This window comes from Paenibacillus sp. AR247 (genome assembly GCF_002968895.1).
Lineage (GTDB): Bacteria > Bacillota > Bacilli > Paenibacillales > Paenibacillaceae > Paenibacillus_AQ > Paenibacillus_AQ favisporus.
Genome location: NZ_PCZT01000012.1, coordinates 266,261 through 281,333, shown reverse-complemented (window position 1 = coordinate 281,333; position 15,073 = coordinate 266,261). Strand labels below are relative to the sequence as shown.

The window sequence follows — 15,073 nt, the reverse complement described above, 5'->3', positions numbered from 1 at the left end:
ATAAACCAGCTCTCCATCGCATAATAGAGAAGCGGAGACTTACAGCGCCAGCAGAACGGATAGCTGTGCTCATATTTTTCCTTGCTGTACAAAGTTTCTTTTTCCGACATCATCTTCACGATGTCCAGATCGCAATCTTTTACGAAGCGTCCGGCGAAGTCGGTAACCTCATCGGTATAGCGTCCTTGGGCGTTCACTACGCTCACAAAGCTGATGCCGTTTTCCCGGCAGGTTTTGTAGTCGTCTTCCCCGTGGGCCGGCGCCATATGCACGATCCCCGTGCCACTCGAATCCGTAACAAAGGATGCGCCGACGATGATGTTGCCTTTTTCTGGCTTGAAATAAGTAAACGGCGGCGTGTAGCTCTGGCCGACAAATTCGGAACCTTTGTGTGTGGACAAAACCGTATAGTCGCCTTTCATCACGTGTTCAACCAGGTTTTTGGCGACGATGTAGACGCCGTCTTCCTGCTGGACGCGGGCATATTCCATATCCGGGTTCATGGCCAGCGCCACGTGGGACGGCAGCGTCCAAGGCGTGGTCGTCCAGGCCAGCACATAATCGCCGCTGTCATGCAGCTTGAATTTGGCCGTAGCGCTCAAATCCTTGACGTCTTCGTAGCCCTGCGCCACTTCGTGGGAGCTGAGCGTCGTCTGGCAGCAAGGGCAGTACGGGCTGACGCGATGTCCGCGGTACAGCAGCCCTTTGCCGTGAATCGTGGACAGGATGTTCCATACGCTCTCGATGTAATTGTTCTCCAACGTGATGTACGGATGGTCCAGATCCGTCCAGTACCCGATCGCTTCTGTCAGCTCTCTCCACTGCTTCTCATACTCAAACACGCTGTCCTTACATTTCTTCACAAACTCTTCCACGCCGTATTTCTCGATATCCTGCTTGCCGGAGATGCCGAGCTGCTTCTCTACGCCGAGCTCCACCGGCAGACCGTGGGTGTCCCAGCCTGCTTTACGCACGACGCGGTAGCCCTTCATCGTTTTGTAACGCGGCACAAAATCCTTGATCACGCGTCCCAGCACGTGCCCGATATGCGGAGCCCCGTTGGCTGTCGGCGGCCCTTCGAAAAACACGAAGTTCGGCTTGCCCGAACGGTTTTCGATGGATTTTTTGAAGGTGCCTTCTTCATTCCATTTTTTCAGGATGCGCTGATCTCTCGTGCGCGCTTTTTCTTTGACATCGACCTTATGCATGGTCACCATACCTCACTTTCATTCTTTGAAAAACTTCCCATCTCCCTAAATCAAAAGCCTTTCCATCTCCCTAAATCCCTCTTCGTAAGAGTGCTTGAGCGTATCCCCGCTTGCCGCCCATCTTCCTTTGCCCAGCAAAGTGAAGATGGGCACGCTCGACGTTGGAGTTACCTTGTTACTAAATTAAGAAGCTTCGGCCTAACACACACCCAGTACGCCTCACATGCCCGGCACACAGCCTGCGCATGTGCCGCAGGTCGAGCGGTGCGGAGCCGCGTAAGACCCACCTCTCATGAGAGGTTCCGAAGGCGGTCCCCCAAAGGGGGGCAGCCGGAGAAGAACCGGGCACCAAGCCTACCGTAGCATCAAAACTCCAAACTAGTTCCATCCTCGGAGACTTTCGGGTGTCCAGAGGGTAGAACCCTCTGGGGTCCCCCTTAGGATAAGGGGGATTTAGGGGGATCCGAAACAAAACAAATAAGCCTCATCCCCTAAGGGACGAGGCTTCTGCTCGCGTGACCACCCTAATTCCATTCTTTCAACAATCGTCCTTGAACCGCAAGGTCAAGCACATTGATCAAAGAATGACTCCTCAGTCCATGCCAAGCTTCCGGCATGGAGCCGATATAACGTTCGGCGGCCCGGTTCGGCTTACGCACGCAAACCTGCGTTTCAGCTTCACTTCTCAGGGAGGATCTTCGGCTTCGGTCTGAACATTGGCTTTCAGCATATGCCAACTCTCTGGGGAACAAATCCCAAGCTTACTTATCCCGTCATCGAATTCATATTTCGTTTCAAGTCTAACCCAATCACTAACAAAAAAACCGATATGAATATATTTATATTCCTTTTTCCCGCAAAAGTCAACCAAGCAGAAGCCTAGTATACTTCGTTCGCTTCGCGCGTCTCCCGGGTTTCCAGCGCTTCCCATCCATCCTGGCTGAGCAGCTCGAGCTGGGCTTCCACCAGCGTCCGGAAACGGGTACGGTAAATCGAGGCCTGCTTCTTCAGCTCTTCGACTTCCATCGCGATCTTGCGGGCCTTCGACAAGGATTCGTTAATGATGCGGTCAGCATTCTTCTCCGATTCCTTGATGATGAGCTGCGCTTCCTTCTTCGCGTTGTTCTTCACCTCATCCGCAGCTTCCTGCGCAACGATGATGGTCTTGGACAGCGTCTCCTCGATGTTCACGAAATGGTCAAGTCTTTCCTGCAATGAGGCCAGCTGACCCTGAAGTTCCTTGTTCTCGCGGATCACGCTCTCATAATCCTTAATGACTTGGTCGAGAAACTCGTTCACTTCATCTTCGTCATAACCCCGGATTCGGCGGGCAAACTCCTTGTTATGTATATCCAGTGGTGTTAATGGCATTGATGCGCACCTCCTAAAATGTTCAGGTTTCCCTGTCGACGAGCGGTCCTGATGGGCCTCACCCAAATGTATCGGTCAAAAGTTACGATATCGTTAATATTCTTGAATAATTCATTTCGACAGCAAAAAGACAATTCCTGCTGTAGGTCTACACAAATTTCCCTATTTTTACGCGCTGGCGTCCTTTTTTCGTCATGCCGCCCGCCTCGATCACTTTAAACCGCCCGAACCCCTGCATCGAGACGAGGTCCCCTTCTTTAAGCAGATAGGAAGGATCCTCGACGACTTTCCAATTGACGCGGCAGCGGCCGGCACGGATGGGAACGACCACTTTGGTCCGGCTGATGCGGTAGGCATCAGAAGCAATTCCATCTAAACGCAAAGAAGCGACCGTAATATCCTGCAGCTCCAGATTGACCTGGCTTGTCCGCAGTTGTTCGATCGGCAAAATTTCGCGCAGCACGTGAATCCGGTGCACCTGTGTTAAGTTCATGTCGAGAAACGTACTGATCTCTTCGCAAACCACGGTGTGGCATCCATCCTCAAGGACATGGATATCCCCGATTTTGCTTCGTTTTACGCCGAGTCCCAGAATGGAGCCCATGTAATCGCCATGCTCCAGCGACAAAAATTTCTGATCCCCGGAGTAGATGCTAAGTACCTTCATTCCCATGTCCTCTTGGCTTAAATCCCGGTAATCGGGAGCCACCAGCGCCCGGCAGCGCTCCGCTCCCTCATATCCGCCGTCCAGGCGCACCTGAACGTCTGGGTGTCGGTTCACCAGCGACTGCAAAATAAAAGCCTGCCGCGGGTCCAAAAAATCGGTAAGCTTGACTTCGTGATATTCCCCGGCGTGAACGACCCATTCCCATGCCCGATCCACAAACTCGCGTTCATCCGGGTGAAAGTGATCATAGATGTCTAATTTCATCTCAGTCACCTAAAACAACAGTGAAAAAATAATGAACCGCAATCCCTGCATAGCGAACTGGAGCACGAACAGAGCGACGATCGGGGAAATATCCAGCATGCCGAAGATTGGCGGGATAATTTTGCGGAAAGGGGACAGGTATGGCTCCACGAGCTTGCCGAGCAGCTCACCGATAAAGCTCTCGCGAATGTTCGGAAGCCATGACATGAGAACATAGATGATGATCATGTAGAAGTAGATGTTAAAGAGCAGTGTTAAAATCGTATCAATGTTTTGGGCCAAACTTGGCTCACCTCATTCTGTTGTAATCATGTTCCTCGGATAATAATTCCGAAATGGCACCCTGAATCTCGACCGTATCCGGTGTGCACAAAAAGATGTTATGGCCGATCTTGGAAATACCGCCGTTCAGGGCATAAACCGTCCCACTGAGAAAATCGATAATGCGGAGCGCCTGATCCGAACGGACCCGCTGCAGATTGACAACCACCGTGCGGTGCGCGCGCAGATGGTCGGCAATGGCCTGTGCTTCGTCATACGAATGCGGCTCATGCAAAATGACCTTTACATTTTTCTGGGAGTGAATGCTGACCACATTGTTGGTTCTAGTATTTCTACGTGACTCAATGCTCGGGGTTTCAACTTCTTCTTCCTCCACCGGCAGCTGCTCCCGTTCTACGACTTCCTCCTGCTCTTGTAATCCCAAAAAAGACATAAACTTGTTCATCACGCTCATCATTCCCCTTCCTGTTTACCTACTAGAATCGAGCCCAAACGGATCCAGGTGGCTCCCTCTTCAATGGCCACTTCGAAATCGTTGGACATTCCCATGGAAAGATCGATTAATGGCTCTCGCGTAATTGCCTGCCGGTTTATGTCGTCTCTTAGCTCCCGCAGCCCGCGAAAAACGGGCCGGGTATCCTCCGCCTCTCCTTCAAAGGGGGCCATGGTCATCAAGCCGGCGACCTTGATATGAGGAAATTGATGAAGTTCTTTCAAAAAAGGGACGGCCTGCTCCGGCTCCAAACCGTATTTGGTATCTTCTCCAGAAATGTTAACCTGAACAAAGGTTTTAATTTCCAGATTCCGGGCTGACGCCACCTTCTCCAGCTCTTTGGCTAATGAAAGCCGGTCCAGCGAATGTATATATTCGAATTTGCCTGCCACGTCTTTGACTTTGTTGGTCTGCAGATGTCCAATAAAATGCCAGGTCCCGCGGGAACCAAGCGCATTCCATTTCTCCTCGGCGTTCTGCCAACGATTTTCGCCGATATGCGTCAAACCGCTGTCCAGCACTCTTTCTGTCATGGATGTCGACACGTACTTGGTTACGGCGATCACATTGACGTCTTCCCTGGATCTTCCGCTGCGAAGGCAGGCTTCCTCGATGCGCGCGTTGACTTCTCTTATCCGTTCTTCCAATGTCAAGGAAGATTCACCCCTTCTCTAAGCCCGATCCAACTCGCCATACGCCCTGTCGTTCCACCGTCTTTTCTGTAGGAAAAGAACAAATCGTTGCGACAGCTCGTACACCATGATGTACATTCGATATGAGTCGGCAATATTCCTGCTTTCATCATAATCTGTCGATTTAATTCTTTCAAGTTCAGCATGCTTTTGCCGCCGGGTTTGGCAATGTAAAAATCGGCAGGGGAGTACTGTTCATTACCCAGGAAATGACTTGCCAAATCGTGCACATGACTCATCACTTTGTCATCTACCTCGTAACAGCAGGAGCCGATGGACGGACCGATTGCGGCGCGTATCTCCTCAGGCTGGCTGCCATAAGCCTGCCCCATCTTCTCCACCATAGCCGCGGCGATCCGGGCCACAGTCCCTTTCCAGCCGGCATGGGCCAGTCCGACAGCCTGGTGAACGGGATCGTAAAAATATAGCGGTACGCAGTCCGCATAAAACGACGTCAGCAGCACCCCGGGCACGTTCGTCAGAAGCCCGTCTGTATCCTGAAATCCCGATTCTCTGTTCCGGCTGCCGCGTCCTCGGCCTTCGTTCGTCACCACCGCGATGTCCGCCCGGTGAACCTGTTCCCCGCACGTCCAGTCATCCAGCGTAAAGCCCAGCTCTTCCGCAACCTTCAAGCGGTTAGCTACCACCGTCTCCGGCTGGTCTCCCACATGAAAGGCGGTGTTAAGCGTATCGTAAGGCGCACTTCCCGCGCCGCCATGCCGTCCGGTAAATCCGGCGCTGATGCCGTTCCATTCACGAACCCACGGCTCCAGCATAAATAACGAAGGGCGCGAATCGCCCTCTTTTAACTTGAACGGTTCCAATTTCAATCACCTCAACCTCCAGTGTACCACATGGACACGGCTTGCATAAAACCAAAATGGTTGGTTTGACAAGGCTGACCTTTCCTTACACATCCCGGTAGCCGCGGCGGTCCGCCTGCTCCGCTCTCTCTCTGTAAGAGGCGGCGTCCTTCTCGTCCTGGAGCGTCCGCAGCTCCTCCATCTTGACGAGGACGACATCCGATCCGATTTTGACGATATTGCTCCAAGGAATGATCAGGTCGCTCCCGCCTCCGAACAGCCCCCTGAACTTGCTGTAGCTTGGGACGACGATCGCTTCGATCCGCCCCTGGCGAAGGTCGAGCTCCAGATCGCTGATCTGTCCTAGCCTTTTGCCGTCCACGATGTTGATGACATCCTTCGTTTGAAAATCGGATATTTTCATGTTTCTGTCCACCGCCCAACGTTCTGGATTCACATGTTCCTCTCCTTTAGCAGTCTATTCATCAGACTCGTTCAATATATATGATTAATATATGCCGGCGCCGGGCAAAATGCCCATGTTTTGAAGCGAAATCCTCCGCAATACTCAGCCTCTCCGCGTTGGTTTGAAGGGGCTTTGTGTACGGTTTCTCGAAACTTTAAGTTGACGACCCATGGCAGAAGCCGAGCAGCAGTCAGCATCTCATCCATAAAAATAGACGGCCCGTAGCGCGGACCGCCTTGCTTTACTTCATCTATTCACGATTTCACGTGCTTTTGCATTTGCTGGATGGCCGATTTTTCAAGACGTGATACTTGGGCTTGGGAAATGCCGATTTCGTCCGCGACCTCCATCTGGGTTTTGCCTTCGAAGAAGCGCATGGACAAAATCATTTTCTCCCGCTGTCCCAGTCTCTGCATCGCTTCACGCAGCGCGATCTCCTCGATCCAGGAGACGTCCTTGTTTTTGTCGTCGCTGATCTGGTCCATCACGTAGATCGGGTCGCCGCCGTCATGGTAGATCGGTTCGAACAGTGACACAGGGTCCTGGATGGCATCAAGTGCGAAGACGACGTCCTCTTTGGGGACGTTCAGCACTTCCGAAATTTCGAAAATCGTCGGTTCCCTTGAGTTTTGATTCGTTAAGGAATCACGAACCTGCAGCGCTTTGTACGCAATATCCCGCAGTGATCGGGATACCCGGATCGGGTTGTTGTCCCGCAAATACCTGCGAATTTCCCCGATGATCATCGGCACCGCATAGGTTGAGAATTTCACATTTTGAGACAAATCAAAATTATCAATGGCTTTCATTAGTCCGATACAGCCCACCTGAAACAAATCGTCGACAAACTCCCCCCGATTGTTGAATCGCTGGATGACGCTGAGCACCAGTCTCAGGTTGCCGTTCACCAGCTTTTCTCTGGCTGTACGTTCGTTGTTTTGCTGTAAGTCATGGAACAGCTCCCGCATTTCCACATTGGTCAGGACGGGCAGCTTCGAAGTATCCACACCGCAGATCTCGACTTTGTTTCGGGTCATGATGATATACCTCCCAAGGAGAAACTAATGTACATTATCTCCCTGGAGGGTCATTTTATTCCTGATAAAAATTTTGCCTAGACCATTTTGTTGAACTCCTTGCGTAGCCGCTTGATGATGCGTTTTTCAAGTCGGGAAATGTAGGATTGAGAAATGCCGAGCATATCCGCCACGTCCTTTTGCGTCTTTTCCTCCCCGTCTTGAAGGCCGAAACGCAGCTCCATAATGGTTCGCTCCCGGTCGGTCAGCTTGTCGAGCGCCTTGTGCAAAAGCTTGCGGTCAACCTGCTCCTCAATGTTCCGGTAAATCGTATCATTTTCGGTTCCGAGCACATCGGAAAGCAGCAGCTCGTTTCCGTCCCAATCGATATTGAGCGGCTCATCGAAGGATACCTCGCTCCGGATTTTGCTGTTCCGCCGCAGATACATCAAAATTTCGTTTTCGATGCAGCGGGAGGCATACGTGGCCAGCTTGATTTTTTTCTCCGGGTCAAACGTGTTGACCGCCTTAATCAGACCGATCGCTCCGATGGACACCAGGTCCTCGATGTTGATGCCCGTATTCTCGAACTTGCGCGCGATGTACACGACGAGCCGCAGGTTGCGTTCGATCAGCATCGCCCGGATGGCCGCATCCCCGGTGGACAGCCGCTGGAGCAAATATTCTTCCTCTTCGCGTGTCAGGGGAGGAGGGAGAGCCTCGCTGCCGCCTATGTAATAGATTTCTTCGCTTTTGAGTCCTAAGAGAAACAGGAATCTGTAGTACTGCAGCTGCGCCACCAATCTCCATTTCACACGCATAATTGATCCTCCTATAAGTTTTCCGCAGGAAAACTCTCATCGTAAGCATAAGCATTAGTTTTCCGTAGGAAAACGATCTTCGTAAGCATAAGCATTAGTTTTCCGCAGGAAAACTCTCATCGTAAGCATAAGTATTAGTCTTCCGCAGGAAAACGGTCTTCGACCTTCCCCTGCGATCAAAGGTTACCCGCCGTTTCCAATGGCTCGGCTGCTGGACTCTGGGCATCATCCTCAACCAGCTTCGGATGGATAATGGCCTGATACGATCGGTCGCCCGACAGCTGCCCGCCGTCCAGGCCGATCAGCACCTTGCTGGAACGATGGACGCCGTCGCCGATCCGAACCTCAACGGCGTCCGGCTTGATGGCCAGCATGAACGAGGCGCTGCGGTTCACCCCCCGATAGGGAACGAGACGAAGCCGGTCCTGCCACGCAAAATCCATATGTTCCAGCTCCATCACCAGTTTGTCCGGCTCTCCATCGGCCAGCCTTTCGCACCATCCCGAAGGCAGACGGTCCGCCCACAGCGAAGCTTCCATGACCATCACCGGCGTTCTCGTCAGCGGATCGCTCAGCTGATTGCCCGTATCCAGCAGCCCTCTGCAGGTCACCCGGTGACCGCCGATCTCGACGGCGACCTCGCCCATAAATACGGAACGGCTTTCCAGCTGCTTCCGGGTCGAGTGAACCATTTTGAACCACAGCAGCATGCCAAACACCCCGATGAAGGTAAACCAGAACCCGATCTTCAGCTCAAACGACATGCCGCCGGAAGCCGTGAACCAAATCCCGTTAAAAATTTCTCCCGAATTTTGCAGCAAATAATGTATCCCGATTATCCCCCCGGCTACTGCAAAATTGATAATATAAAAAGCCCCCATATTCCGGATATAGTTTTGAAGACTTCCAAAACCGAAGGTTATCCATAACATCAGCAGGGATAAACCCAGCTTGACCAAAAAGGTATACATAAACGAGAGCTGCGGCACAAACATCATGACGACATACAGGGCACCCACCACAGCCGCCACAATCAATCTCCACCACGGGGGCTTCAGCTTCCGCATCCAGGCTGTAAGCCAGAGCAGTGCACCGTCGATCAGCAGATTCGTGATGAATATCAAATCAATATACACAACCAGTGCTTATCACCTGCCTGACGCCTTTCATGTTTATGGAATGATTGGATCCATAACGCATACACGGTACCGCCGATATTCTCTTAAGCAATTTTGGGAGATGTGATTAGTATAAAAACAATACGGTTCAAAGTCTGTCTAAAATTGGAAGGGACTCCTGAACTTTTTTTGTCGAGTTCCGTTCTTTTATAGAGGAAGTTTCGGGGAAAAAGAAGCGTAAGCCGCTGTTGGCATGGGATTCGACACTCCCATATCTATCATCAAATTGTTATAAGTATTACATCCGGCTTTAATGACATATGATGAACTCTGCAAAGAGGAACGCCTTCAAATATTCGCACGGATGACAGAAACGACCGAGCGCGCTGACACAAAAGTTTTTTCGTACAATGCCGCTTCGTTTCAAACGGATTCCCGTTTTTACAAAACAACACCCGCATTTCCGAAGAAATGCGGGTGTTTGACGGATGGAATGACATCCTTAGTCGTTATTGTTCTGACGGGAACGATTCCGCAGGAACGTTGGAATGTCCAATTGATCACTGCTTGTCTGGTTCCCGAACGGACGCAGATTGTTCGTGTTGTTGCTGCGCGATTCCGCAGGTTCCGACGGCGCTGGTGCTCCCTGCTTGCGCACCTGAGGCTGCTGCACAGGACGGTTTTCAAATCCAGTCGCGATGACCGTTACTTTGATTTCATCCTTCATGCTCTCTTCAATAATTGCGCCGAAGATCATATTGACCTCCGGATCCGATGCCGAAGTAACGATTTCCGCCGCTTCATTGACTTCATACAGCGACAAATTCGCGCCTCCCGTAATGTTCATGATGACACCGAGTGCGCCTTCGATCGAAGTTTCGAGCAGCGGGCTCATAATCGCTTTACGTGCAGCTTCGGCTGCACGGTTTTCGCCTGTCGCTATGCCGATCCCCATCAAAGCCGAACCGCGTTCGGTCATGATCGTTTTGACGTCGGCGAAGTCAAGGTTGATCAGGCCGGGCACCTTGATCAAGTCCGAAATGCCCTGTACCGCTTGACGCAGCACGTTGTCCGCCTCGCGGAATGCCTCCATCATCGGTGTTTTTTTATCAACGATTTCTAATAGCCGATCATTCGGAATAACGATAAGTGTATCGACTTTTTCCTTTAAGGCTTCGATACCGAGCACAGCCTGGGTGGAACGCTTGCGTCCTTCAAATGTAAACGGCCGTGTGACCACACCGACCGTCAGTGCGCCGCATTCCTTGGCGATTTCCGCGATGACAGGAGCGGCACCCGTTCCGGTACCTCCGCCCATCCCCGCAGTAACGAAGACCATGTCTGCACCCTTCAGCGTATTCATAATCAAATCGCGGGATTCTTCGGCTGCTTTCTTGCCGACCTCCGGATTTGCACCTGCGCCCAATCCGCGGGTCAGTTTGTCCCCGATTTGCAGTTTGTGTTCCGATTTGGCCATATGCAATGCTTGGGCGTCTGTGTTCACCGTAATGAATTCTACGCCTTGCACGCCATTCTCGATCATCCGGTTTACAGCGTTGCTGCCGCCGCCGCCCACACCGATCACTTTAATTTGAGCCAAGCTCTCCATTTCAAAATCAAATTCCAACATATTTCCCCATCTCCCCCTCATTGTGCATGGATGGCCCGTCCACGTTATATGGAAAACCTGCTTAGATGAATTCGCTGAACATTTTCTTCAACCGTTCGATAATACCCGGATTCTGGGCTGACTCCGAGTTGGTAGCAGGATTCGCTTTCGGTCGGTTCACTGTTTTCTTCACATTGCTGGTATTGGCACTCGCCGTGTTGTTGGTGCTGCGCACGCGTATGTTGCGGATCACGTTGTGCAGTACCCCTACACCGCTCGTATAGCCGGGATCTCTGACCCCGATATAATCAGGCACGGCGATTCGGACCGAAGCCGCCAGCTCGCCCTGTGCCACCTGAAGCACACCAGGCATGGAAACAGTTCCGCCTGTAAGAATATAACCTCCAGGCAGCTCGCTGTAACCAAGCCGCTTCACTTCTTCGCGGATCAGGTGGAAAATTTCCTGTACCCGGGGCTCGACGATAGCCGCCAAATCCTCTTGGGTAAACTCCTTCTCCACGTTGCTTCCGATGCGGACCACCTTGAAGGTGACGTCCGGAGCGGCATCGGCCATTAACGCACAGCCGTATTTCAGTTTCACTTTCTCGGCCTGGTCGGTCAGCGTCCGCAACCCGTAAGCGATATCGTTGGTTACGAATTCCCCGCCGATCGGCAAAGAGGATGTCGCTGCGATCGTTCCCGCTTCAAACACGGCAATCGTCGTTGAGCCCGCACCGATGTCAACCAGAACGGATCCCATCGTCTTCTCATCCTTGGACAAAGCCAGCTGGCCCGCTCCCAAAGACATCAGGACCAAATCCTTGATCTTGAGTCCTGCCTTCTCCACACAGCGCAAAAGATTATGTATGGCTGTCTTAGCGCCGGTAATAATGATGGCCTCCACTTCCAAGCGGACACCGATCATGCCGCGAGGGTCATGAATTCCCTCCAGCCCGTCTACAACATATTGTTTGGCAACTACATCAATAATTTCCCGGTCCGGCGGTAGAGCGACAACTTCAGCGGCCTTAAGCACGCGTTCGATGTCTTCCTCGCCGATTTCCCGATCCTCATTCGATACCGCCACAACACCGTGGCTTGATTGAAGTCCGATAGTATTCCCCGAAATGCCGACATAGACCTCCGATATTTGAATACCGACCATACGCTCCGCGTGGTCAACGGCACTGCGGATGGATTGTACAGTCTGGTCAATATCTACGATTGCACCCTTACGAATTCCTTCCGAGTCGGCAGATCCAACTCCAATAATATTAAAGGTTCCATTATTAACTTCCCCAATAATAGCACGAACTTTGGATGTACCGATGTCCAAACTAACAATGATGTCATTGTTGCTCAACCGTGGCACCTCCTGTTTTTATAAAATAACTGCGTAAAAAGACACTCAACTTTACATATTCAACATACATGATTCTTTCCCTCTTTTTTCTACAAATTTTTCAATTGCCAATCTTTGTTACGAATCTCTTCAAAATCAGAAGAAAAAAGAGGGAGATTTCATACTTGTCCGTAATTTTAATTGTAGCATTTTTTACTATTCATGAGTAGTGGCATTTTGGTCGCCGTTTTCCGCGCCGGAAGGCTCGAAAGGAACGTATGAATCAGCCTCCAGCATTGTGATGATACCCGGCTCTTCCGTCTCTATGACTTGGTTAAGATATTCGACCTTGTCTTTTAATAGCGAGATGGCCGTAATGACCTCAAACCGTGAGCGGGTGTACAGCTTGATCCGGTCCGGGAAGGACTCCGTCGGCGACGGGATGATCTCCGAGATGTCGGAGGTCAGTTCATTCGGAATTTGCCCCAGCACCTTGCAGAGCGCGGCTTTGTTCGGATCGGAGGCATTCCACTTCGTCAGGATCGGCTTCTCCACCGCGATTCCGGTGTTGTTCACCGACACCGTCGCACCGCTGGAAAGGATCGCCTGCAGATCCCCCTCCGCGGCAAGCTCGTATGCAACGGTAGGATACTCCTCGATCGTAACGTTAATGACGCCTGGAAACTGCTTGTCCACCGTCGCCTTTTGGATCGATTTCACCTTAAGCAGGCTGTTTTCCACCTTGGACGGAGATACGCCGAAGAACTGGCTGCCAACCTGCAGACCGCTGGCCTTCAGTAGCTCGTTCTTAGTCGTAAATGTATTGCCTTTGAAATGAACCTCCGTGACCTGGCTCATCGTCGAACGAAAGAACAGAACGGATAGGATCACGATAAATAGCAGCAGCAGGATCCAAATAATACGTTTGCTGGCTTTTCTTTTAGGCTTGTCTTCTTTTAAAACAGGAATTTGGGCGTTAGGCATAGGATACTCTCCATAAAATGCCTCTTATCCCCTTCAACTGGCGAAGGGGATAAGCGTGGCGTTAATTAGCTAAATCAAGCGGCTTGGGTACAGGCGTAAACCGATGTATATCCGCTCCGAGTTTTTGGAACAGCATTTCGATATGATCATAACCACGGTCGATATGATGAACCTGCTCCACAACCGTTTTGCCCTGTGCAGCCAGACCGGCAATGACCAGCGCCGCGCCGGCCCGCAAGTCCGTGGCTTCAACCGTGGCTCCGTATAGGCGCTGCACCCCGCGGATAAAAGCGCTGTTCAGGTCGATTGTAATATCCGCGCCCATACGGGTCAGCTCGTCGACATGCTTGAACCGGCCTTCAAATACTGTCTCCTTCATGACGCTGAAACCGTCGGCTAACGACAGCAGCACCATGACCTGGGACTGCAAGTCGGTGGGAAACGACGGATACGGTGATGTTACGATCCGTTCCACCGCTTTGGGGCGGCTCATGCAGCTTACGCTCATTATATCATTGAGAATACTGATTTGAACACCAGCGCGCTTCAGTACGTGGATAAGCGAAGACAAGTGCGCGGGATTGCAGTTCGTCAAAGTGACGTTCCCCCGCGTCGCCGCCGCGGCAATCATGACGGTTCCGGCTACGATCCGGTCAGGAATAATTTCATAAGTGCACGGGGTCAGCTCCTGAACCCCTTGGATCGTGATCGTATCGGTACCCGCGCCGATAATGCTGGCTCCCATCCTGTTCAAGAAGTTGGCCAAGTCCTGGATTTCCGGTTCGCGCGCGGCGTTCGAAATCGTCGTCGTTCCGCTGGCGGTGGCCGCCGCCATCATAATGTTTTCGGTAGCCCCTACGCTGGGAAAATCCAAATGGATGTCGGCACCGGTTAATTTGCGCGCCCTGCAAATAATTTGCTGATCTCTCTCCTCGATTTCCGCACCAAGCTCCTGAAGCCCCCGCAGATGAAGGTCGATTTTCCGTTCGCCAATCGCACATCCGCCCGGCTGATAAACGGCAACCTCGCCGAACCTGGCCAGAAGGGGACCCATCAGAAATATGGAGGAACGCATTTGCCCCATTAAGTCTTCCGGCACATGAAACGAATTGGCGGACGATGTATCCACGGTGACCGTCTCCTGCTCATGCAGCGTCTTGCAGCCGATCCTTTCGAGAATGCCCAGCATCACATCAATGTCCAGCAGCCGGGGGACATTATTCAGCCGAACTTCGCCTGCGGCCAGCAAGCTTGCTGCCAAAATCGGCAATGCGGCATTTTTTGCTCCATGGATACGTATGGTTCCTGATAGGGCTTTGCCACCCTCAATCACCAATTTGTCCAATGTATCACCTCCGAGTTTACCGCTCACCAACCGCATACACTTCCGGCATCAGTTCAATGCCGTATTCAGTTTGAATCGTCTCCTGAATGTGATGCATTAATGTGAGCACGTCCTCTGCTGTCGCTTGACCGGTGTTTACAATGAAATTGGCGTGCTGCAGGGACACTTCTGCCCCTCCGATCCGTTTGCCCTTCAAACCGGCATGCTCCACCAGCCTGGCGGCATGATCGCCTGGAGGATTGCGAAACACGCTCCCCGCGCAGGCCATCTGCAGCGGTTGGGTGCAGCGCCGGTATTCTTTGAAGCGGGCCATCGCTTCCGCAATTTGCTTGCGGTCTCCAGGCCGCAGCTCAAACACGGCTCTTGCCACGATCCCTTTGCGCTCATGAAGGATGGAGTGACGATAGGCAAAGGCCATCTCTTCTGCAGTGTAAGTCACCAATTCTCCTGTATCCAGTACAATCTCAGCGGACTTGAATATGCGTGACACATCACGACCCGGTGGGCTCCGGCGTTCATATACACGGCACCGCCTGCGCTTCCGGGTATCCCTCCCGCAAACTCGAGGCCTGTTAAACCTTCTTTTCCGGCC

At 51.9% G+C, this 15,073-nt stretch carries 15 protein-coding genes and 1 pseudogene; all 16 read right to left on the bottom strand.

Annotation, left to right across the window (positions count from 1 at the left end; translation table 11 throughout):
• A partial coding sequence (locus CPT76_RS22660; RefSeq protein ID WP_146116403.1) for a class I tRNA ligase family protein occupies window positions 1-1,208 on the bottom strand: 1,208 nt, incomplete at its 3' end.
• A gap of 879 nt (window positions 1,209-2,087) precedes the next feature.
• Entirely contained in the window at window positions 2,088-2,579 is a 492-nt protein-coding gene (locus CPT76_RS22650; protein ID WP_076169866.1) for a DivIVA domain-containing protein, read from the bottom strand.
• Between the two features lie 148 nt (window positions 2,580-2,727).
• Window positions 2,728-3,510, bottom strand: coding sequence for a YlmH family RNA-binding protein (locus CPT76_RS22645; RefSeq protein ID WP_105444537.1), 783 nt, complete (start codon window positions 3,508-3,510; stop codon window positions 2,728-2,730).
• A gap of 9 nt (window positions 3,511-3,519) precedes the next feature.
• Window positions 3,520-3,792, bottom strand: coding sequence for a YggT family protein (locus CPT76_RS22640; RefSeq protein ID WP_076169864.1), 273 nt, complete (start codon window positions 3,790-3,792; stop codon window positions 3,520-3,522).
• A gap of 7 nt (window positions 3,793-3,799) precedes the next feature.
• Window positions 3,800-4,246, bottom strand: coding sequence for a cell division protein SepF (locus CPT76_RS22635; protein WP_105444536.1), 447 nt, complete (start codon window positions 4,244-4,246; stop codon window positions 3,800-3,802).
• Window positions 4,246-4,938, bottom strand: coding sequence for a YggS family pyridoxal phosphate-dependent enzyme (locus CPT76_RS22630; RefSeq protein WP_089548182.1), 693 nt, complete (start codon window positions 4,936-4,938; stop codon window positions 4,246-4,248). The genes CPT76_RS22635 and CPT76_RS22630 overlap by 1 nt, the downstream gene beginning before the upstream one ends.
• Window positions 4,935-5,801 carry a peptidoglycan editing factor PgeF gene (gene pgeF / locus CPT76_RS22625; RefSeq protein WP_374954726.1) on the bottom strand — a complete coding sequence of 289 codons (867 nt, stop codon included), beginning with the start codon at window positions 5,799-5,801 and terminating at the stop codon, window positions 4,935-4,937. The genes CPT76_RS22630 and pgeF overlap by 4 nt, the downstream gene beginning before the upstream one ends.
• A gap of 85 nt (window positions 5,802-5,886) precedes the next feature.
• Complete coding sequence (locus tag CPT76_RS22620; protein ID WP_105444717.1) at window positions 5,887-6,204, bottom strand: YlmC/YmxH family sporulation protein; 318 nt, start codon at window positions 6,202-6,204, stop codon at window positions 5,887-5,889.
• A 296-nt stretch (window positions 6,205-6,500) separates the two neighbouring features.
• Complete coding sequence (sigG, locus tag CPT76_RS22615; protein ID WP_076169861.1) at window positions 6,501-7,283, bottom strand: RNA polymerase sporulation sigma factor SigG; 783 nt, start codon at window positions 7,281-7,283, stop codon at window positions 6,501-6,503.
• Window positions 7,284-7,360: 77 nt separating this feature from the next.
• A complete protein-coding gene (gene sigE / locus CPT76_RS22610; protein ID WP_076169860.1) occupies window positions 7,361-8,083 on the bottom strand; it encodes an RNA polymerase sporulation sigma factor SigE in 723 nt (240 codons plus the stop codon).
• Window positions 8,084-8,259: 176 nt separating this feature from the next.
• Complete coding sequence (gene spoIIGA, locus CPT76_RS22605; RefSeq protein ID WP_105444535.1) at window positions 8,260-9,225, bottom strand: sigma-E processing peptidase SpoIIGA; 966 nt, start codon at window positions 9,223-9,225, stop codon at window positions 8,260-8,262.
• Between the two features lie 478 nt (window positions 9,226-9,703).
• Window positions 9,704-10,831, bottom strand: coding sequence for a cell division protein FtsZ (ftsZ, locus tag CPT76_RS22600; protein ID WP_105444534.1), 1,128 nt, complete (start codon window positions 10,829-10,831; stop codon window positions 9,704-9,706).
• Between the two features lie 61 nt (window positions 10,832-10,892).
• Window positions 10,893-12,173 carry a cell division protein FtsA gene (ftsA, locus tag CPT76_RS22595; protein ID WP_076169857.1) on the bottom strand — a complete coding sequence of 427 codons (1,281 nt, stop codon included), beginning with the start codon at window positions 12,171-12,173 and terminating at the stop codon, window positions 10,893-10,895.
• Between the two features lie 195 nt (window positions 12,174-12,368).
• A complete protein-coding gene (locus tag CPT76_RS22590) occupies window positions 12,369-13,136 on the bottom strand; it encodes a cell division protein FtsQ/DivIB (RefSeq protein ID WP_105444533.1) in 768 nt (255 codons plus the stop codon).
• A gap of 61 nt (window positions 13,137-13,197) precedes the next feature.
• Window positions 13,198-14,481, bottom strand: a complete 1,284-nt coding sequence (murA, locus tag CPT76_RS22585; protein WP_105444532.1) for a UDP-N-acetylglucosamine 1-carboxyvinyltransferase — start codon at window positions 14,479-14,481, stop codon at window positions 13,198-13,200.
• Between the two features lie 16 nt (window positions 14,482-14,497).
• A pseudogene (gene murB / locus CPT76_RS22580) lies at window positions 14,498-15,073 on the bottom strand (UDP-N-acetylmuramate dehydrogenase); the annotation flags it as partial.